Consider the following 19,881-nt stretch of genomic DNA (forward strand, 5'->3'; position numbering starts at 1 on the left):
AAACAAAGCCCGCCTATGCGGGCTAAAATCCCACAATTTTCCGCGAAATCCTAATCCGTGAAAATCCGTGAAATCAGTGGTTAAAATCCTCAAACAATCATTTATAATAATGCCCTTGAATTGCCACCACATTCGCTGACCATAACGTACAATCTGGCGGTGAACTCCCGGCAGGAACTAAAGTCCCTTCAATCCGTTCCGGCGAAACCATCACCCCCTCAAATCTCATCATGCCACCTTGACAACAAGACCCCGTATAATACATCGTCCAGGTAACTCGATTTCCTTCAACTGTCCCCAAGATTTCCGCATCTGAACAAGCATTTTGATCCACATTAAGAATTCGCCCCGATAATTCTATCCCGTTTTGTTGCAGGGATGTCACCATCGAGTAGTTGGGCTGGGTACTCACACTTAAGTCCGTATGTGCAGTCACCTCAATAGCCAGCCTCCATTGTCCACTCACAGGATCTACATTGTTTTGACTGATTTGGATAGACTGTTGTGCCGGTAAGGGTTTAATCTCTAAATCTCGGGCATCCGCACTCATGATACCAGCAAAAAACAGGAATCCCAAACTGAAAAAAACGCCAAGGGATTTTAATGAATTTAATCTCACAATTATCCTCCGAGAACACCAAAGTTGATAGGTTCACCCTATGGGAGTTCTCGGGGAGGCGGATTTTTTTTGACCTGATGTGAACTTTTATTAAAAAAACTTGTGTTTTAGCCCTATTTACGATATGTTCCACCATGCTGGGTACTCGGTACTTGCTCTCCCTTCCACCAAGCAAACCCACGCAGGGAGCGACTGGCACGGATACCCATCTTGTAATATTCGGCAAGGGCGCGATGAAAGGCGGTGGATTGTTGCCGAATCCCTGGATTTTTGAGCGCGACAAATTGGCAGACAAATAGGGTGAACCCAAACCAGGAAAAGGTCACTTTGTCATAAACAATCTGATTTTTGAGTTTATCCCCTGTCGAGGGTTTCTGTTCGGGATAACTGCCATCTTCGTTCAAATTTTCAAATTGCTCTTTTAGCAGTCCGGTTGCGGTTCGCCATTTCTTCACCGGAACGACATAATAGGGTTGTAACGACCATTCAACGGGTGCATTGACCTCTTCTTCCAGGGTTTTTGAAAACAATTCCCAGGGGGTGACAAAGGGATAGCGCGCTTTAAACCCGGGGGACAACAATTTATGCCAGAAGGGTAAAACCTGGAAGAATTTGGGATGTTTTTGAGTCTGTTGATAAATTGCCTGATGCCATGCTTGAATATGGGGATGAGCAATTTTAATCAGTTGCCATTGTTCTCGATAGAGATTGACTCTTGAGTTCATTAAGTCATGTTTATGTGGGGAAATTTTGCCCTGATCTAAAGTATCGGCAAGGGGATCACCCAATAATCGGCCACTAAATTTCGCCCGCCAACAGTCCGCAATCATCTCCTGATTCGTCCTGGAGTTATGCCATTCTGCCTGTTGTTCCGGGGTTTGACACTGTTCTAAGAGGCGATCGCGGGGTAAACTAGCGATTAACTGGGCAATTTTCTCCACTTCATCCGGGGTCATGGAGTTCATGTTTTTGACCTCAATCGCAGTTTTTCCCGTAATTTATACCTAAATTTATCCTAATTTATAGCTAAGTGAGGGGTGAGACACCTCATCAACCGCGCCTTAATTCCCTGTAAACCGCGAAATATCTTTGCTAATTATACCAGAGTGGGAATTTTTTGCAAGGACGCCGATCGCCTAAATATGACCAATATCTCACTCCCATTTGGGGTGAGCGATCGCTGCATTATGTCCCCAAAGCAGCGAAAATATAAATATAGCATTAAAGGAGAAAACTCCAATGAAAGCCACCCTTTTAAAAATCGCTGCACTCTCAATCACCCTTTTATCTACCACCCCTGCTTTCGCACAAAATCTCACCCACATTAACCAATTAATCGAAACCAATCTCTGTGCCGCTTGTAACCTCGCCGGTGCCGACTTAAGCGGTGCCCATCTAATTGGTGCCGACTTGCGAAATGCGGACCTCTCTGGTGCTAATCTCCAAGATGTCAACCTCGAAGGTGCCGATTTAACCGGCGCAAATTTGCAAGGAGCCAATCTAAAAGGGGCCTTTATCAACAGCGCCACCTTAACCCGAACCAATCTCGAAGGCGTCAATCTCACCGATGCCAATCTCTCCTTTGCCGATCTATCCGATGCGAACTTAAGTGCTGCCAATTTGTCCAATATCAACTTAATCGGTGCCAATCTCCAGGATGCGGTCATTCCCAAAGAGATGTTAGGATTAGTTCAATAAATGGGAATGATGGTAATAGACCTCAACAATAGCTGCGGTTCGTCCCTTCAAATGCTCCCCTTACCGCAGTTATTCGCACCCCCTTTTCCAGGGGATGCCCGGTTCAAACAGACATGGCGCGATCGCCTCTCACGGTGCGATCGCGCTTGATACTACGTCTATTAATTCTTCTATTTTTTTATACCCTAAGCAGTTTTGGAGCTATTCCGCTCCTCCCATCAATTTCTTGAGGGACGTTAGACCTTTTTTCACCCGACGAGAAACGGTTACAGAACTAATCCCCATCCGTTCCGCTGTTTCTTTCTGGGTCAAATCATGCAGAAATACAAACTCTAGGACCTTGCGAGTCCCATCCTCTAGTTTGCCAAGGGCCAACTGGAGGCGAATTTGGTCTTCCTGTGCTAACTGGAAACTACGATACCCGGCATCCGGCACTAATTCCCCAAGGGATGCTGCGCCTTCATCATCATCCTGCACTGGAGCATCCAAACTCAGGGGAGCTCGGTTGCGGCAGGCGAGTTTGATTTCTTGCCATTCGGTAACAGAAATTTTTAAAGCCGATGCCACTTCCCCATCAGAAGGATGGCGATTTAGACTTTCTTGCAGTTTCTGGATTTCCTTGGTTGCCTGCCGTTGCAGGGTTAACCAATGGCGGGGAATCCGGACTGATGGACTTTTATCCCGCAGATAATGTTGAATTTCCCCACGAATGTAGGGAACTGCAAAGGAACTGAATGCGTGTCCCTTCGACATATCAAACCGTTCGATCGCCCGAATCAAGCCCAAGCATCCCACTTGCAGGAGGTCGTCATAAGTTTCCGTACACTGTTGCATCCAGTGATGGACTTCTTTACGAACTAGCCCTATATTCAGTTGGACAATTCGATTCCGCAGATGGGTCGTAGGAGAAGTTTGGTATTCACGCAGGAGTTCCAAACTCTCACTCTTGAGTTCTTTGTTGACTGTTGTAAGCATTTTGACACCCCGGTAGGTTGCTCCCTAGCCTAGTATCTTACAGGTTGGTGGTAGCCGCAGTGATCTCTAACACAGAATTTTTACTGAATTGATGACCTGGCCTTGTTTTGGCTCCCCCTTAATTCTACCGATAACCCCGGAAAATCTGAGGGGTTGGGAGGAAAGAAATTAGGGGGTTTTCAAGAGGCCGAAGAACTGAGGATGGATTGATAATTCCCCTTAGAGGTGATCATCCAACATTCAGCCTTTTCTACATCCTTTTCAACCTTGCGATCGGGCAGTTTTACTCATCAAGTCAGCGAGGACCCGTGCTAGACAACTGGACTGCTGCTGTTTTTGTTTCTGGCTAAGAGCTATTTTAACTTTTTTTGGCTTCATAGCAATAGCCACAATCATAACTATACCGAATTAATGAATCAATCTCAGATAAAAATTGTGTAAAGATTTATGGAGGCAGGGCTTCAGGCCCCTTCTCTCGGACTAGGTATCGGTCGCAAAAATGGGGTTCCTCCCCTAAATTGGGAAGCGATCGCCCCGAATCTTGATCCAAAACTCCAGGTTCTCAATCTAGGCAGTTCCCGCAGACTAGGGATTCGAGGTTAGGGCCTCCAGGTTTCTAGGAGCCTGGGACCCCTGATTTTTGATGAAATGCTGAAGTTTCTTAACAGAATGTTTAAAATTAGTGCCAATCTCGAAGCGAAATGGTAAATTAACACAGAACACCGATTGGGGGAGGATGACGATCGCCCCCGCTTCCGCTAACAATTACATAAACTGATATTTAGTTAATTAAGGAGCTGCGAACGATCGTGAGCCAATCAGAAACCCCGAGCCTACATTCCCTACAGGCAGAAGTATCTCAACTGCGCGAAGAGTTGCAGATGCGTGACCAGCTTGTCGAACAACTCTCCCAAGAACTCTTTCGGTTAGTCAAGGGCAATAACTCCCTACTCCCGGCATCTCAAGATGTCCCCGAGGAATACCTGGCTCAAATGCGGTCCTTGCGCGAACAACTGCAAGGGGTTGAGGAACAGGTGACCTTTTATCAAGAGCAGATTGCTCAAAAAGATGGGGAGGTTTATCATCTGCGCCAATCGGTTCAGGAATTGACCGATCGCGCCCGGATGCTGGAACAGGTGGTCCAGGAATTACCCGAAATTTATCGCCAGAAGTTCGCCGATCGCATGGAAGAAGTCAAAGACAAGGTGGAACGGCTGCAACGGGAAAACCGGCAACTCCATGCCGAACTCCAAAGTGTCAGCTATCGCTTGGCCGTTAGAAGCAAGCGCAAAACTGCTGGACATCTGGAGTTACCCAGCATTTCGGGCGGCGATAGCGGCGATATCAGTTTACCGTCCTTGGGCAATGCCTAGTCGGGTCTGGATTGTTATCGAGGATGAGGCGTCAGCAATGGGGTTCCCCCAAGCTGACTCCGAGGCGATCGCCCGGATGGTGGAAGCCCTCCAAGGGGCGATCGCTCAAACCCATCCCGGTTGTGAGGTAAAGGCCGTCTCAATTTCTCACCTAAAAAACTTATCTACACCGGATAGTGAGGTACTTGTTTGTCCCTTAAGCCTCAACGTCCCCGACTCCGTAATCGGTCAGTTTCAGCCCCTGTATCGGGCTTGTCGGGATGTGGAAGGGTTGCGCACCTTAGTAGCGGAGCGGTGGCAGGTTACACCGGGAACCGGAAATCTCTGGTTGCCCGTAGTGCTGACGGCAAAAGGGCCGATTTATGGGGAGGCGATCGGACGGGCGGACCAGAACCAACCGGGCCTTGAAGAGATGGCCCCGTACATCCAGCCGGTGCATTTGCCCGACCGTTGGCGACAACCGATTTATGCCTTGGGACGACGGCTGCTCCAGTGGCTAGAAGCGCCCCCGGCGACTTATTTAATTCAGTTTGGATGGGGTGAGGAGGGTCTCTGTTTCGATCGCCTCTGGCCCTTTCCAGGCATTCCCTCCCTAGGGAGTTTGGGGATTCAAGACCCGGATTTGTTGACCTGTCATTGGTACTGCCTGACAGGACAGCCGATTTATGACCTCACTATCGTTCCTCGGGTAAAGTGAGCCAATTTAAGTGAGAATTCAGCCGAAGCCCGAGCCAATTGAGAGGGTAAATTTACCCGCTCCTCTCAACCGATGGCTTGAGATAACACCCAGATGGTTAAAAGCCGAAGAAGTTAAGCGGCAGCGAGGTCAGAATTGGGGCTAGAAGAGGACAAATCGGGTGCGATCGCGGCCATCGCAGCTTCCTGGGTATCAAAAATTTCAAAGAGGCGATCAAGCTGCGTAATTTCAAAAATTACGCGAACCGGGCTTTTGAGATGGTAGATGGTGAGGCGGGACCCATGCTTTCTAGCGGTTCTCAGAGCCGAAACCAGGGTAAATAATCCAGGACTGTCAATAATATCCACCTGACTCATGTCAATTGCGAATAACGTCCCGCGATCGCACTGGGCAACAGCTTGTTCGATGGTGGCGAGAGTTGCTTCATCTAAACAGGTTTGCGGCTGAAATACGATAGGTTGACGGATGGCTTGTGAGGACGTCATAGGTTTACCTCAAAAAATATCTTAACCAGGACTTGATAATAAACACGCACTGAAGAGTGCAGCACGCTATTTGTTCCAGCATCCATCTAATTTGCCTCATGAGGGTTGTCACCCATCACTGCTAAGTTGTGAATTCAATCACCCCGAACGCCAAAGTGACCGATGCTGGCTTTTATCAGTCCGATTCTAAGCGCTCTACTCACCCAAAGTAGGTAGCCTAGTACACTCTTTTAAAATTTAATATAATTAACCTGTGTTTTAATCACTTAACAACATGGCACATTGACCCGCATCATCCGTAGGGAAGGTGCATAGCACTAGGGAGCAAGCTTCCTCCCACTCCTTTCACTCCTTTAAGGAATAATTTAATCCATGTAGACGCACTATATATTGAATAACTGAATATTGAATTATAGAACCCGTAGATAACCCTGATGGCAAAAGGCAAAAGATAACGCGCTTCTTTTGCCTTCTTACCATTTAAAGGGTGAGATTAGTTGCCTCTAACCTTCTCCGACCAAATCCGCGTCGGCAGACCCCAGACATAAATAAACCCTTCTGCTGCTTTATGGTCGAAAGTATCCTCCGCCCCATAAGTCGCCAGATCCGGCGCATAGAGAGACTGGCTGGACTTGCGCCCGACAATATTTGCCGTTCCCTTGAACAGTTTAATCCGGACCGTGCCGGAGACGCGCTCTTGGGTCTTTTGAATGAACGCATCCAGGGCCATTTTGAGGGGACTATACCACTGACCGTTGTAAACCAATTGGCTGTAGGTTTCCTCGATGCCGCGCTTGTATTGGGTGACATCTTTGGTGAGGGTGAGACTTTCGATATCTCGGTGAGCCTGAATCAGAACCAAGAGGGCCGGGGATTCGTAGATTTCCCGAGATTTAATGCCTACTAGACGGTTTTCGATCATGTCGATACGTCCGACCCCGTGACGACCCACCACCTCATTCAACTCCGTAATTAGGGCCACGGGAGAGAGGGCCTTGCCATTCACATGGGTGGGAAGACCTTCTTCAAAGGTGATTTCCACATATTCCGCTTCATTCGGAGTATCGGCGATCGCCTTCGTCATCACATAGATTTCTTCTTCCGGTTCAGTCCAGGGGTCTTCTAGGGGACCTGCTTCCACACTCCGTCCCAACAGATTACGGTCAATACTGTAGGGAGAGGACTTTTTCACCGGAGTGGGGATACCAAACTTTTCACCGTAGGCAATGGTTTCTTCCCGACTCATGCCCCATTCCCGGGCTGGTGCGAGGACCTTGATATTGGGATTAAGCGCGGCGATCGACACATCAAACCGCACTTGGTCATTTCCCTTACCTGTACAGCCGTGGGCCACCGCATCGGCCCCATATTTTTCCGCCGCTTCCACCAGGATTTTAGCGATTAGGGGTCTAGCTAGGGCCGTTCCCAGGGGATAACGGTTTTCATACAGCGCATTTGCTTGAATAGCGGGAAAAGCATAATCTTTAACAAAGATTTCCGTCACGTCTTCCACCAGGGAGATGCTGGCACCGGAGGTTAGAGCCTTTTCCTTAATCGGGCCAAGTTCTTCCCCTTGTCCCAAATCTGCCGCTAGGGTAATCACGTCTTCAACGCCCCACTCTTCTTTTAAGTAGGGAATGCAAACGGAGGTATCAACTCCTCCAGAATATGCCAGGACGACTTTGGTAGCGCGACCCATTACTTTTTGCCTCTACTGCAATACCGATCAATTGTTCATTATTCACCAAGTTCTGCGGATTTCATAGCCTTTTTGTCAGGGATTCCCTAGATTTGTAGGGGAGGGATTTGGAAGTTTAGAGGGGAAATTTTAGGGGGTAGGGTTTAAGTTTTATCAAAGCGATTGAGTGGGGGTGACTCAAGGGGTTGAATCTCTAGGGGAGAGGGTTTTGAGGGGACTGACCCTGGAATTGAAGGAACTGCTGCGATCGCCGGGATGAAAAACCGGATCAAAAGTAGCAACAACTTTCCCATTTGCCCCAGCCGGAGTCTGTGATCGAAAGGGTAATCATCTGGGATTGGGGAAACGGCGATCGCCTGATTTTCTCCTCGGGAGTGATTCTAGCTATCCCTATAGATCTTGCTCATTGGTGTGTTAGGGAAAATCCACTCATTTGGGAATCCCCATTCAGTGTGAATGGGGAAAAAGAGCTTCTTGGTTAAAATTACGCGCTTTGCTTGTTAGTTTGGTATATTTCAGCCGCTGTTTGAACAAGTGCCTTGAGGTCTTGAGTATCAAACGGCTTACTGATGCATTTAAAAACATTAGCTTTATTCATCATATCTTCCGAGGCTTCTAGGGCATCCTCACTGTACCCAGTTAACAGAATGCCGATGGTATGGGGGAAACGAACTCTCGCCTTGCTCAACAATTCCAGACCCGTCATTTCCGGCATACTCTGATCCGTAATAATCACCGCCATTTCCCCTTCTGTATCCAGCAGGGCGATCGCATCGAGAGGGCTTTCTGCTCTGTGTACCTGAAAGTCACGGCGAAACGTCCTGTACAGTAAATCCAGGTTGTCTCGCTCATCATCCACTACCATGAGTCTAAGTTTGGACATAGATTAAAGTTGCTCCAGCCATCTCTACTTTCCCATTTTATTCGGATTCGGAGAAACTCTCGCGGAACCGATCGCGAACGAGAGACCACAGCTTGAGTGCAGCACCCTCCCCTTGGCATCTCAGAATAGCACTACGGGTCTATCTTCGATTGTTCTTCATTTTACTGGGGAATGTCCCCCGGTTGAGAAGGGGCTGAAAACCCCAATCCTCTCTGGGGTTGAACCAGGGACGCGGATCAAAGGGGTTAAAACACCGACATTAAAACAACTCCCAACAACATCGTGGTTGCTCCCCAGAAGCGATCGCGAATCCCCGACTCCTGAAACAGGAACTTACCCCACAACACCCCGAATAGAACACTGGTCCGTTTAATAGCGATCACCTGAACCACCAACGTTAGTTTCAGGGCCTGCATTTGAAACAGCACAGCGATCGCCGTACAGAATCCCATCAAACTCAACCCCAGCCAATATTTGACAATCTGACCCCCCGGGTCCTGATATTGGCAGAACAATAAGGGAAATTGCAACAAGGCGATCGCTGAAAACACCGCAAAACTCCAAAATAAAGGCGAAGAATTTTGGACCCCCACCTTATCCACATTAGAAGTAATACTCCACAGAAACGCCACCCCTAACATTAATTTCGGCCCCCGTTCGCTCACCAGAGCCTGAAACGGTGCAAAATATCCCCGCCTGCGGTCCTGGAGATTTAACAAATAAGACCCACCGACAATCAACAGAATTCCCAACCCATCGGCCCAACTGAGCCATTCCCCCACAATAATGGGAGAAGTAATTGCCATAAACAGGGGAGAAAAGGCAATCAGGGGCAAACAGAGGGATAAATCCGAGGTACTAATTGCCTGAATATAGAACAAAAAGGCGATCGCATTCAGCACACTCCCCACCCCCAGGGCCACCCAAAATTGACCCCCCAAATCCGGAATTCCTACCAAAACTTGCACCGGCAGTAACACCAACGCCGTAAAAAATGACCAAGACCAAGCCACAATCGTTGCATCGATATTTCGTAGGGTTTTTTTCCCTAAAACATCTTTGAGCGACGTAAAAAAAGCCGTTGAAATTGCTAAAAAAAACCAGAGCATGGGGAGTTTAGAGTTTAGAGTTTAAATGGGTGATAAAATCAGGATCCCGGACAAACCTTCGGACGTAGATCATCCGGTGTTTGCCAGCGCAAAACCCTCAACCCTCCTGCAAGGTAAAAACACACTATGAAACGTAGAAAGCTCATCGGTCATGGAGCCATTGGTGCCCTGAGTGCGGCTGCCGCCACGGCCTGTAGTCCTGCGGCCAAAGGTCCTGCCGCATCTCGGGATAGCTTGCCCAGAATTCGCTGGAATATGGCGACCAGTTGGCCCGCCTCCCTAGATACCATCTATGGGGGCGCACAAACCATCGCCAAACGGGTCGCCGAGATGACCGATAACCGCTTCGAGATTCGCCCTTATCCCGCTGGGGAACTGCTTCCGGGATTGCAGGTCCTCGATGCCGTGCAAAGTGGCACCGTCCAATGTGGACATACCGCCAGCTATTATTACATTGGCAAAAATCCCGCCCTTGCCTTTGCCACCTCAGTTCCCTTTGGATTAAATGCCCAACAGCAGAATGCATGGCTGTATCATGGCGGGGGATTAGAGGCTATCCAGAGACTCTATAGCGATTTCAATATTATTAATTTTCCCGCAGGCAATACCGGGGTACAGATGGGGGGCTGGTTCAAGCGCCAAATCAACAGCGTCCGGGACCTGAATGGTTTGAAAATGCGGATTCCAGGACTGGGGGGGCAGGTGATGGAAAAATTGGGCGTCAACGTCCAAGTGTTGCCTGGAGGGGAGATTTTTCTAGCCTTGGAACGGGGGGCGATCGATGCAGCAGAATGGGTTGGTCCCTACGATGACCTCAAATTGGGATTAAATAAAGCAGCGCAATTCTACTATTATCCGGGGTGGTGGGAACCCGGACCGACCTTGGATGTATTGGTGAACAAGTCGCAGTGGGAGCAACTGCCCAAAGATTATCAAGAAATTTTTAAAACAGCGGCCTATGAGGCTAATTTGAATATGCTGGCCCGGTATGAAGTGCTCAATCGCGAAGCCCTAGCAACCTTAAAAACTGGGGGGACTCAGTTACTTCCCTACAGTCAAGAAATTATCGACGCTGCGAAGAAAGTTACCTTTGAGTTATATGCACAGAATGCCAGCCAAGATGCCACCTTTCGCGGGATTTATGAACAATGGAATAAATTTCGTGAAGAAATATACCAATGGACTGCGATTACGGAGTTGAGTTATGGCAACCTCGTGATTCCCAAACCCTAAGCAGGTAAGAGGCAGCGCCTCCCTTATGGCATTCCCAGGCTGGAACCCATTCGTGACAACTTAAGAAGATGTAGAGAAAGTTAAATCCGGCAAAAGAAAGAAGGTTAACGATTAAACGCCTTGTTTTTTGCAAAGCTTTGAGAGTGCCAAATTGCCGGTTTTAAACTTATAAAAATACTCAAAATAAGACTAATGACTGCCCTGAAAAGTAGGGGTGCAATGCTTGCTATTGAATATTGAATTAGGAGTAAATTTAATAACGAAAAATCGTGATTTCTTGTAGGGGCACAATGCTTGCGCCCTTCCTTCCTTGGGGCCTGCGCATTGCGCCCCTACACACCTTGACAGGGCTAATCTATAAAACCCCGCACCCTCAAAGGTGGGGCTATACGAACAAAGGCAGCGGGCGCGGGCTAATTCATACAGAAAACGAACTTTTTGCAACCGTATTGGGCATGGATCCTTTATGCCTAGCCTTTGACCCATCCCAGGACCCCTTCCTCAATCTCCTCCTTCAGGTAGATGTCAAGCCTTCCCCCTTTCCACGCCTAGGGTACGGTTTCAACCCCCTTTCCTCCCTGGATTTCTTCGTGCTAATCTGTGAAGAATCGCTAAACTAGATTAAGAAGTCAACACCCCCAAGGGGCAATTCTGTAGCCCTCTAACCGATATGGTTCATATCACGCGCCTGGAACTGAGCAACTTTAAATCCTTTGGCGGCACGACGAGCATTCCTGTCTTGCCCGGGTTTACCGTGGTTTCAGGTCCTAACGGTTCGGGGAAATCCAATATTCTCGATGCCCTTCTCTTCTGTCTGGGCATCTCGACTTCTAAAGGAATGCGGGCGGAACGCTTGCCCGATTTAGTGAACCACAATCAATCCCGCAGTCGTGGCACTGTTGAGGCCAGTGTGACAGTGACGTTTGATTTGGGAGATTCGTTTGGGTTAATTGATACCACGGATGCACCGGCAACTACGACACAGGATGAGTCCCCAATGGAACGGGAACCGAGTTTAGAACCGGAAGCAACGGAAGAACCAGAACCCCACTCGGACAATGGCAATGGGTCCAGCGCATCGGAACCCTCAGCAGCGGAAACTCTTGCCGCCACAGGCGATCGCGAATGGAGTATCACCCGGAGGTTACGCGTCACGAAAGGCGGTACCTACACCTCCACCTACTACATGAATGGGGAATCCTGCACCCTCACGGAGTTGCACGAACAAATTAACCGCCTGCGGATTTACCCGGAAGGTTATAACGTGGTGCTTCAAGGGGACGTTACCGCCATTATCTCTATGAATGGCAAGGAACGCCGGGAAATTATTGATGAACTGGCAGGGGTGGCAGCTTTTGACCGTAAAATCGTGCAAGCTAAAACCAAATTAGATGAAGTTAAGGAACGAGAAGACCGCTGTCGCATCGTTGAAAATGAGCTAAGAGTCCAGCTTGAGCGTCTTTCCAAGGACCGGACTAAGGCGGAACAATATAAAAAATTGCGCGCTGAGTTGCATGAAAAAGAACAACTCGCGGCAGTGTTGGAATGGCGACAGTTGAAGCAACAAGAGTGGAAACTGCGGGAGCAAATTGAAGGGGGCGATCGCCAAGTGACCCAACTCGGCGACCAAATTACCACCCTCAGCGGCGAAATTCAACAAGCCAGCACCCACCTGGAAGAACTGAATAATCGCGTCAAAGCCCTCGGGGAAGAGGAACTGATCGCCCTGCAATCCACCCTCGCCACCCAAGACGCGGAACACCGGCAATTGCAAAACCGCAAAGAGGAACAATCAGCCAACCGCCAACAGACCCTCGCTCAGATAGCACAAACCGAGCAGAATATCAAGGAATTGCAACAAGCCTTGCAAAAATTGGCGGAGGACCGGGAATTAGAAAAAAATATGATTGTTTCGGTGCAGGAAAACCGGGACAGCACCCAAACCCTGTTGAACCAACGACGGGAACAGGCGAGTGCGATCGCCTCCGCTTCCGAGGAGTGGGTGCAGCAACAAACCAACCTCCACCGCCAAATCGAAACCCTGCAAAAAAATCTCGACCCCCAGCGCACAGAACAAGCCCGTTTAACCGAACGCCGGGGACAACTTGAACAGAAAATTGCAGAACAACAGGAGTCCTTGGAAACCTCCCGTCAGGACTTGATGAACCAGCAATTTGCGCGCACGGATATCGAACAACGGCATCAGTTAGCGGTGCAACAGGTGCAATCCTTGGCGCAAACGGTTTCTGCCTTGGAACAAGACTTGCAAGTGCAGCAGGAAACCCAGAAACGACTATTGGAAGAACAACGGGACAAACAACGCCGTTTGGACAAGTTGGAAGCGCAAAATCAAGCCCAGCAAGAAGCCAGCGGCACTGGGGCGAGTAAGGTGATTTTACAGACTGGGTTGCCGGGAGTCTGTGGGTTGGTGGCGCAACTGGGACGGGTGGAACCCACCTATCAAATGGCGTTGGAAATTGCTGCTGGTGGGCGGTTGGGGTATTTGGTGGTAGAGGATGATGGGGTTGCCGCTGCGGCGATCGAACTGTTGAAGCAAAAACGGGCAGGACGGGCGACGTTTTTACCGTTAAATAAAATTAAACCGGGACGATTTTCGCCCATTGAAGCCTTGCGGAATGCCCCAGGGTTTGTGGATTATGCGGTGAATTTGATTGAATGCGATCGCCCCTATCTACAAATTTTTGCTTATATTTTTGGCAATACGGTTGTTTTTGAAAGCATCAATTTAGCCCGTCCTTATTTAGGACAAGCGCGGATTGTCACGTTGGATGGGGATTTATTAGAAAGCACGGGGGCCATGACTGGGGGAAGTACGCCCCATCGGTCCAGCTTGCGGTTTGGGACGGGTGGGAACACCGAATCTGGGGAAGTGACGGCCCTGCAAAATCGTCTTCAGGAAATTGAGACTATTTTAGACCGCTGTACCAGTGCGATCGCCACTGCTGCGGAAACCGTGAAACAGCGATCGGCGCAATTGGTGGAAGCGAAGCAGCAACAGCGGGAATTGCAGCTTAAATTTGAGCAGTTAGAGAAAGAGATTAATAATTTAAATGGGGCGATCGCCCAGTTAGAGCAACAATTAACCAAAAACTCCCAAGAATTAGAAACGGCGATCGGGCAACTCGAAACCCTTGCCGCTGACTTACCGGACCAAGAAGTGCAGCTAGAACGCTGGCGACTAGAACTCTCTAGCATGGAAGAATCGGGAACCAATAGCGAATGGCAACAAATCCAGTCCCAAGTCCGGGAACTGGAGAGTCAGCTACAGGAATGGGAACAGTCCCTGAGTGCAGCACAGTTGCGGCAACAGGACTTAGGCAGTCAGTCTCAGCGGTTAGAGGAGAAAATTCAAGATGGACAAAAGCAGTTAACTCAGTTACGGAAACAGGAGATTACCGGAACAGAGGCAATTGCTCAGTTGCAGCAGCAACTCACGAGTTTGGGTCAGGAAATGGCGCAAACTCAGGGTGCTTTGGCAGAAATTGAGTCCAAACTGGGGGAAGAAAAAACCGCCCGGGACCAAGCTGAAGCCAAATTGCGGGAATTGCATTTAAGCCGCCAGCAACTGGAATGGCAACTGCAAAAACTCCACGAAACCCAACAGGGACGGCGGGAACAACTCGTGAATATGCAACAAGAATTGCAACAACGGGAAGCGGAATTACCCGACCCGCAGCCGCCAGTTCCTGAAGCGATGGAGAACCGTTTGGCGACCGTATTGCAGGAATTGCAGAAAGAAGTGCGATCGCTGCAAAAACGGATTGAAGCAATGGAACCCGTAAATATGTTGGCCTTGGAAGAGTACGATCGCACCCAAGCCCGATTAGAGGAACTCAGCCAAAAACTCGCCACCTTAGAAGGGGAACGCACGGAAATTCTGTTGCGGATTGAAAACTTTACCACCCTGCGACTCCGGGCCTTTAAAGAAGCCTTCGATGCCGTTAACCAGAACTTTCAAATCATCTTCGCTGAACTTTCTGACGGCGATGGCTATTTGCAACTTGACGACCCTGAAGACCCCTTTAGCAGCGGTTTGTCCCTCGTTGCTCATCCCAAAGGGAAACCTGTACAGCGGTTAGCCTCCATGTCCGGGGGAGAAAAATCCCTCACCGCCCTCAGCTTTATCTTCTCCCTACAACGGTATCGCCCATCACCGTTTTACGCCTTTGATGAAGTGGATATGTTCTTAGATGGGGCAAATGTGGAACGATTGGCTAAAATAATAAAACAGCAAGCTGACGTGGCTCAGTTTATCGTCGTCAGTCACAAAACTCCCATGCTCAAACTGGCCGAGCGGGTGATTGGCGTAACCCAAGCCCGGGGAGCCTATACCCAAGTGATTGGGCTACAAATTGAGCAAAAGACTTCGGCTGTATGATTTTATGGATAGTAATATTAAAGAGAATTCGCTATTAGGATTCAACTAAGAATGACATCTGATACCATCCGTCTCCGCTCCGACTTGTTAAATACTCAAGTGATCACCCGCGACACCGGCAAGCGCCTGGGAGTCGTCAAAGAACTGTTGGTAGATATTGACCGCCGACAGGTCGTAGCCTTGGGTCTGCGAGATAATCTCCTATCAGTCGCCGGAATGCCCCGATTTATGTTTCTCAGGAGCATTGAACAGATTGGCGATGTGATCTTGGTTGAAGATGAAGACGTCATCGAAGATATTGACGTAGATGCCTACAGCCGGGTAATCAACAGCGAAGTGATTACAGAAACTGGCGAACTGTTGGGACGTGCCCGAGGGTTTAAGTTTGACCTGGCAACGGGGGAATTGGTGTCCCTGGTGATTGCCTCTTTGGGACTGCCGCAAATTCCCGACCAAGTGATTAGTACCTACGAACTGCCGGTTGAGGAAATTGTCAGCAGTGGACCCAATCGCCTGATTGTGTTTGAAGGGGCTGAAGAACGACTCTCGCAGTTGACTGTGGGATTCTTAGAGCGTTTAGGCATTGGCGAACCCCCTTGGGCAAGAGAAGAAGAGGCCCTGATCATGCCGACAGCGCGACCGGAAAATCAACTGCCGACGGGGATGGCAGTTCCAGCGCCGGAACCCCTGCGATCGCCCTCCCGAGTGGTGGAAGAGGCTTGGGATGAGGACGAATCCTGGCAACAACCTGTAGTAGAACCTTTACGCCAGAGTCAGACAGCACCGATTTACTACCCAGATGATTTAGAAGAAGATAACTGGAGCGAAGCCACGGCCCAGGATAGCTACGATATGGATTACAACGATCGCTATGACGAGCCTTACGAGGAGCCCCGCTATAGCACGGCTCAGGTCTATGAAGAACCTGAAGATGCCGAGGATTATGAATACAGCGACGTAGAATCCGATGCCTGGGCGCAAGAAGATGATAAGTCCTACAATCCGCCTCGGATTAATATTCCTGAGAAAACCAAAGTGCAGGAATACGAGGAAGAACCGGGCGGTTATTAATCCACCCCTCTCGTGTCATGGCTCTGCCATGACATGGGCCTTCTGCGGCTCTGCCGCCTAGTAGGGATTAGGAGGCAGAGCCTCCAAGAGGGCATGACTCGGCAGAGCCAAGTCACGAGGAACAAGAGGGACAGGAATTAGTACCTGGAGACCCTAGCAAGCTACAATACGGACGTGGGCGAGTTGAGCCAGTGCGAACCCCTCCAGAAATGGGGTAAACTCCTTGCATTAAGGCGATCGCGCCGCGTTATTGTAAAACCCTCATCATTGCCATCATGCCGATTCTAAACGACACGACTATTGCCTTACTGTTGTATGTGATTTTAGGCGGGACTTACCTATTGGTTGTCCCCTTAGCCCTTTATTTCTGGTTACAAAAGCGGTGGTATGTCGCCAGTTCTTTTGAACGGGCTTTTCTGTATTTCTTAGTGTTTTTCTTTTTCCCGGGAATGTTAGTTCTTGCTCCCTTTTTGAACTTTCGACCCAAACGCCGAGAAATTAACGTTTAAAACAGGAATGAAGAGATTGGGAAATCAACTGCTAGTCATGCCTTGATTCCCGATTTCTTCGTCCTAGAATTATGCATAAAATTTAGATAAAAAACGCAATTATGCGAAGAATTGATGTATTAGGAATTGGCTTGGGTGTCTTCCTGGCTGGAGGTTTAGCTTATCTGGGATTCCAGGGAGCCGGGTTAGATAGTATTACTGCCGGAATTTGGAGCCAAGTTTTATTAGTGGGTGGATTAGTGGGTTGGTTACTCACCTATTTATTCCGCGCCGTCAACGGAGATATGACCTATCATCAGCAGGTTGAAGAATATAAAACAGCGGTTCTACAAAAGCGCTTAGAAGAATTGACGCCGGAAGAATTGGCTAAAATTCAAGCGGAAATTGAGGCGGAGAATGAGGCGGAAAAACTGAAGGCGCAAGATTAAGGGCAATAGTAAAGAAACGACTGAAGTCGGGACGTTGAACTCAGAAACTTCAGCGGTTTGGAGTAATGAGTGCAGTCGTTATCTGGCTGGACCCCCGAAAGTTACTCCCGATAGGATTGGATAACTTAACAGCCCGGGCAGATGATACGCTAGTTAATCTATCCAAGCTAGGTAAGTTATAAAATGACATCGGTTTCCCAGTGCTTTGCGTCCCTGCGCGATCGCCAGCAGTGTGCTTTGATCCCGTTTATCACCGCAGGGGATCCAGATTTGCAGACCACCGCTAAAGCCTTGCAACTGTTAGATAGCAAGGGTGCGGATTTAATTGAATTAGGGGTTCCTTACTCCGACCCCCTGGCTGATGGACCCGTGATTCAAGCTGCCGCAACTCGGGCACTGCAACGAGGTACGCGCTTGGAAGCTGTCTTAGAAACCGTCAAAGCTGTCACGCCAACGTTGCGATCGCCCATCATTTTGTTCACCTACTACAACCCGATTCTCAAACAGGGTGTAGATACGTTCCTCAAAAATGCTGCCGATGCTGGAGTCCGAGGTTTAGTGGTCCCGGATTTGCCCCTAGAAGAGTCAGAGGACATCCTCAAAAAAGCCGATGACCGGGGGATTGATGTGGTGTTATTAGTTGCGCCCACGAGTCCAAAAGCCCGGATTGAGGCGATCGCCCGTCAGTCCAGAGGATTTATTTATCTCGTCAGCGTCACCGGCGTTACGGGGATGCGGTCCCAAGTCCAATCTCGCGTCGAAGATATTCTCGCCGAAATGCGCCAAATCACGGACAAACCCATTGGAGTCGGATTTGGCATCTCCTCTCCAGAAATGGCGCGCCAAGTCAAAGACTGGGGTGCAGATGCCGCCATTGTCGGGAGTGCCTTTGTCAAACGATTAGCCGAAGGAACCCCAGAAGAAGGATTAGCCTCAATTGGCGAGTTTTGCCAGAGTTTGAAACAGGCGATCGGCTAAAAAAATCTCTCCCCGCAACTCCCTCTGGTCCCCTCCCCTTGGCAAGGGGAGGGCTAGGGTGGGGTCCTCTTCGCCCCCATCAATCTCTCGCGAAAAATCAACAATTCTTGATTTTTTGGGGTTGGTCATGGAGTCTGAGAAAGAATCCGTCCCATAAACTGAAAGGCTGAAAATTCAAACTCCTGGACACCCTTGCAGGGGAGGACAAGAAACCCGCTTTCTAACCTGGGTGCGATCGCCACGTTCCACCTTGCTCAGATTTAACTAACTTTTACCCAATCCACTCCCTGAACCCTCGCCCCAAACCTGAGAATTAGGCTACAGTGGGAGAAAATAGGCTACCCCACTGTCGGGATCTGCTTATTGCTAAGATTTAATCCACAGGCTGTTTTTGCCAGCCTCAAAAATTGTGTGCCATCTCGGGATGAGTTGTATCGCTATCGCATGGGGAAACCGGCTATGGGTCAAGTATTAAAGCGGCTAATTGTGGGTTTGAACTTGTTAGTCCTTGGTGGGAGTGTTGGCACGATCGCCAGCCGATATCTCTTTAGGGATGGCAGTCTAGGAACAGAACCCATTGCTATGCCGGTGATACTCCAGGAGACTACAACTCCAGTTAATAGCGATGCTGACTCAGATCTTGAAACCAATCCGGCTTTCAGGGAACAGCCCATTGACCGCAATTTTATCGCTTCGGCGGCGGCAAAAGTGGGTCCTGCGGTGGTCAGAATTGACGCCCTTCGGTCGGGAATACCCGTGGAGGAGAATGACGAAGCAAATCCCTTTTTTCGGAAATTTTTTGGGGAAGAAATGCCACCCCCGAGACAACAGGGAAACCACGGGACGGGATCTGGGTTTATTTTGAGCGCTGAGGGTCAAATTATCACCAATGCTCATGTGGTAGAAGGAACCCAGGTGGTGAAAGTGACCCTGAATGATGGGCGCATTTTTAAGGGAAAAGTGATGGGGATTGATTCCCTCACTGATTTAGCGGTGGTCAAAATTGAAGGGACTGGGTTGCCAAAGGTGAAGTTAGGCAATTCTGAGAATTTGGTCCCCGGACAATGGGCGATCGCGATCGGGAGTCCCCTGGGATTGGATAATAGTGTCACTGTGGGGATTATCAGTGCAACCGGGCGATCAAGTTCTCAAGTGGGCATTTCTGATAAGCGGGTCCGGTTTATCCAAACCGATGCAGCGATTAATCCGGGGAATTCTGGGGGACCCTTACTGGACGATCGCGGGGAAGTGATTGGGGTGAATACGGCCATTCGTGCGGATGCGCAAGGATTAGGATTTGCTATCCCCATCGAAACTGCCAAACGGATTGCCAATGAGTTATTCACAAACGGTCAAGTCTCTCACCCATTTTTGGGCATTCAAATGGTGGAGTTGACTCCCCAAGTCCGAGACAAATTAGAAGAACGCCTCGAAGGGGTGAAGATTCTCACCGAAACTGGGGTAGTGATTATGACGGTGTTACCTAATACTCCCGCCCAGAAAGCCCAGTTGCAAAAAGGCGATGTGATTCAAAAAATTAATGGGGTGGCGATCGCCACAGCCAGCGAAGTGCAAGAATTGGTAGAAGCCACCCAAGTTGGGGGACTCCTGCAAGTGGAAGTCAACCGCCAAGGGACCACCGCCACCATTGCCGTGCGTCCTGGGGCGTTTCCCCCCGATCGCCGGAATTAAGGGGCGATCGGGATAAACTTCCCCAGGTTGAAT

Annotated in this window: 18 protein-coding genes; 11 read left to right on the forward strand and 7 right to left on the reverse strand. The window is 49.2% G+C overall.

Annotation, left to right across the window (positions count from 1 at the left end):
* Positions 1-97: 97 nt before the first annotated feature.
* A complete protein-coding gene (locus NG796_RS06455) occupies positions 98-619 on the reverse strand; it encodes a hypothetical protein (RefSeq protein WP_261205079.1) in 522 nt (173 codons plus the stop codon).
* A gap of 113 nt (positions 620-732) precedes the next feature.
* On the reverse strand, positions 733-1,584 hold the full coding sequence (locus tag NG796_RS06460) for a hypothetical protein (protein ID WP_261205080.1): 852 nt from the start codon (positions 1,582-1,584) through the stop codon (positions 733-735).
* Positions 1,585-1,858: 274 nt separating this feature from the next.
* On the opposite strand from NG796_RS06460, the gene NG796_RS06465 reads away from it, so the two are divergent.
* Together NG796_RS06465 and NG796_RS06470 are read left to right on the forward strand one after the other, a co-directional pair.
* Positions 1,859-2,317: a pentapeptide repeat-containing protein gene (locus NG796_RS06465; protein ID WP_261205081.1), complete on the forward strand. Its 459-nt coding sequence runs from the start codon at positions 1,859-1,861 to the stop codon at positions 2,315-2,317.
* A complete protein-coding gene (locus NG796_RS06470; protein WP_261205082.1) occupies positions 2,318-2,467 on the forward strand; it encodes a hypothetical protein in 150 nt (49 codons plus the stop codon). It abuts the gene before it with no gap.
* A 51-nt stretch (positions 2,468-2,518) separates the two neighbouring features.
* Here NG796_RS06470 and NG796_RS06475 read toward each other — a convergent pair whose 3' ends face one another.
* On the reverse strand, positions 2,519-3,292 hold the full coding sequence (locus NG796_RS06475) for an RNA polymerase sigma factor SigF (protein ID WP_261205083.1): 774 nt from the start codon (positions 3,290-3,292) through the stop codon (positions 2,519-2,521).
* Positions 3,293-4,101: 809 nt separating this feature from the next.
* Here NG796_RS06475 and NG796_RS06480 point away from each other — a divergent pair.
* Positions 4,102-4,665 carry an Npun_F5560 family protein gene (locus NG796_RS06480; RefSeq protein ID WP_261205084.1) on the forward strand — a complete coding sequence of 188 codons (564 nt, stop codon included), beginning with the start codon at positions 4,102-4,104 and terminating at the stop codon, positions 4,663-4,665.
* Positions 4,658-5,362: a hypothetical protein gene (locus NG796_RS06485; protein WP_261205085.1), complete on the forward strand. Its 705-nt coding sequence runs from the start codon at positions 4,658-4,660 to the stop codon at positions 5,360-5,362. The genes NG796_RS06480 and NG796_RS06485 overlap by 8 nt, the downstream gene beginning before the upstream one ends.
* A 113-nt stretch (positions 5,363-5,475) precedes the next feature.
* On the opposite strand, the gene NG796_RS06490 is transcribed toward NG796_RS06485, so the two are convergent.
* From NG796_RS06490 to NG796_RS06505, 4 genes are all read right to left on the reverse strand, one after another.
* On the reverse strand, positions 5,476-5,847 hold the full coding sequence (locus tag NG796_RS06490; protein ID WP_261205086.1) for an STAS domain-containing protein: 372 nt from the start codon (positions 5,845-5,847) through the stop codon (positions 5,476-5,478).
* A gap of 493 nt (positions 5,848-6,340) precedes the next feature.
* A complete protein-coding gene (locus NG796_RS06495; RefSeq protein ID WP_261205087.1) occupies positions 6,341-7,546 on the reverse strand; it encodes an argininosuccinate synthase in 1,206 nt (401 codons plus the stop codon).
* A gap of 484 nt (positions 7,547-8,030) precedes the next feature.
* Positions 8,031-8,429: a response regulator gene (locus NG796_RS06500; RefSeq protein WP_261205088.1), complete on the reverse strand. Its 399-nt coding sequence runs from the start codon at positions 8,427-8,429 to the stop codon at positions 8,031-8,033.
* 245 nt (positions 8,430-8,674) lie between these two features.
* Positions 8,675-9,538 (reverse strand): EamA family transporter, encoded by an 864-nt coding sequence (locus tag NG796_RS06505; protein WP_261205089.1) that lies wholly within the window; start codon positions 9,536-9,538, stop codon positions 8,675-8,677.
* A 126-nt stretch (positions 9,539-9,664) separates the two neighbouring features.
* Here NG796_RS06505 and NG796_RS06510 point away from each other — a divergent pair, with 126 nt between their 5' ends.
* From NG796_RS06510 to NG796_RS06540, 7 genes are all read left to right on the forward strand, one after another.
* The gene (locus NG796_RS06510) at positions 9,665-10,771 is read left to right on the forward strand and encodes a TRAP transporter substrate-binding protein (protein ID WP_261205090.1); all 1,107 of its coding nucleotides are present in this window, start codon (positions 9,665-9,667) and stop codon (positions 10,769-10,771) included.
* Between the two features lie 670 nt (positions 10,772-11,441).
* On the forward strand, positions 11,442-15,170 hold the full coding sequence (smc, locus tag NG796_RS06515) for a chromosome segregation protein SMC (protein WP_261205091.1): 3,729 nt from the start codon (positions 11,442-11,444) through the stop codon (positions 15,168-15,170).
* 51 nt (positions 15,171-15,221) lie between these two features.
* A complete protein-coding gene (locus NG796_RS06520; protein ID WP_261205092.1) occupies positions 15,222-16,241 on the forward strand; it encodes a PRC-barrel domain-containing protein in 1,020 nt (339 codons plus the stop codon).
* Positions 16,242-16,516: 275 nt separating this feature from the next.
* On the forward strand, positions 16,517-16,750 hold the full coding sequence (gene ndhL, locus NG796_RS06525; RefSeq protein WP_261200467.1) for an NAD(P)H-quinone oxidoreductase subunit L: 234 nt from the start codon (positions 16,517-16,519) through the stop codon (positions 16,748-16,750).
* Between the two features lie 101 nt (positions 16,751-16,851).
* Positions 16,852-17,178 carry a DUF3007 family protein gene (locus NG796_RS06530; RefSeq protein WP_261205093.1) on the forward strand — a complete coding sequence of 109 codons (327 nt, stop codon included), beginning with the start codon at positions 16,852-16,854 and terminating at the stop codon, positions 17,176-17,178.
* Positions 17,179-17,361: 183 nt separating this feature from the next.
* The gene (gene trpA, locus NG796_RS06535; protein ID WP_261205094.1) at positions 17,362-18,156 is read left to right on the forward strand and encodes a tryptophan synthase subunit alpha; all 795 of its coding nucleotides are present in this window, start codon (positions 17,362-17,364) and stop codon (positions 18,154-18,156) included.
* A gap of 459 nt (positions 18,157-18,615) precedes the next feature.
* Positions 18,616-19,848 (forward strand): HhoA/HhoB/HtrA family serine endopeptidase, encoded by a 1,233-nt coding sequence (locus tag NG796_RS06540; protein WP_261205143.1) that lies wholly within the window; start codon positions 18,616-18,618, stop codon positions 19,846-19,848.
* Positions 19,849-19,881: the final 33 nt, after the last annotated feature.

This window comes from Laspinema sp. D2d, assembly GCF_025370755.1.
Taxonomy (GTDB): Bacteria; Cyanobacteriota; Cyanobacteriia; order Cyanobacteriales; family Laspinemataceae; genus Laspinema.

What these genes read in the sequence shown, in the direction of transcription:
- NG796_RS06460 (WP_261205080.1), bottom strand. Translation starts at nt 1,584, where the DNA reads ATGAACTCCATGACCCCGGATGAAGTGGAGAAAATTGCCCAGTTAATC.
- NG796_RS06465 (WP_261205081.1), top strand. Translation starts at nt 1,859, where the DNA reads ATGAAAGCCACCCTTTTAAAAATCGCTGCACTCTCAATCACCCTTTTA.
- NG796_RS06470 (WP_261205082.1), top strand. Translation starts at nt 2,318, where the DNA reads ATGGGAATGATGGTAATAGACCTCAACAATAGCTGCGGTTCGTCCCTT.
- NG796_RS06475 (WP_261205083.1), bottom strand. Translation starts at nt 3,292, where the DNA reads ATGCTTACAACAGTCAACAAAGAACTCAAGAGTGAGAGTTTGGAACTC.
- NG796_RS06485 (WP_261205085.1), top strand. Translation starts at nt 4,658, where the DNA reads ATGCCTAGTCGGGTCTGGATTGTTATCGAGGATGAGGCGTCAGCAATG.
- NG796_RS06490 (WP_261205086.1), bottom strand. Translation starts at nt 5,847, where the DNA reads ATGACGTCCTCACAAGCCATCCGTCAACCTATCGTATTTCAGCCGCAA.
- NG796_RS06495 (WP_261205087.1), bottom strand. Translation starts at nt 7,546, where the DNA reads ATGGGTCGCGCTACCAAAGTCGTCCTGGCATATTCTGGAGGAGTTGAT.
- NG796_RS06500 (WP_261205088.1), bottom strand. Translation starts at nt 8,429, where the DNA reads ATGTCCAAACTTAGACTCATGGTAGTGGATGATGAGCGAGACAACCTG.
- NG796_RS06505 (WP_261205089.1), bottom strand. Translation starts at nt 9,538, where the DNA reads ATGCTCTGGTTTTTTTTAGCAATTTCAACGGCTTTTTTTACGTCGCTC.
- NG796_RS06510 (WP_261205090.1), top strand. Translation starts at nt 9,665, where the DNA reads ATGAAACGTAGAAAGCTCATCGGTCATGGAGCCATTGGTGCCCTGAGT.
- smc (WP_261205091.1), top strand. Translation starts at nt 11,442, where the DNA reads ATGGTTCATATCACGCGCCTGGAACTGAGCAACTTTAAATCCTTTGGC.
- NG796_RS06520 (WP_261205092.1), top strand. Translation starts at nt 15,222, where the DNA reads ATGACATCTGATACCATCCGTCTCCGCTCCGACTTGTTAAATACTCAA.
- ndhL (WP_261200467.1), top strand. Translation starts at nt 16,517, where the DNA reads ATGCCGATTCTAAACGACACGACTATTGCCTTACTGTTGTATGTGATT.
- NG796_RS06530 (WP_261205093.1), top strand. Translation starts at nt 16,852, where the DNA reads ATGCGAAGAATTGATGTATTAGGAATTGGCTTGGGTGTCTTCCTGGCT.
- trpA (WP_261205094.1), top strand. Translation starts at nt 17,362, where the DNA reads ATGACATCGGTTTCCCAGTGCTTTGCGTCCCTGCGCGATCGCCAGCAG.
- NG796_RS06540 (WP_261205143.1), top strand. Translation starts at nt 18,616, where the DNA reads ATGGGTCAAGTATTAAAGCGGCTAATTGTGGGTTTGAACTTGTTAGTC.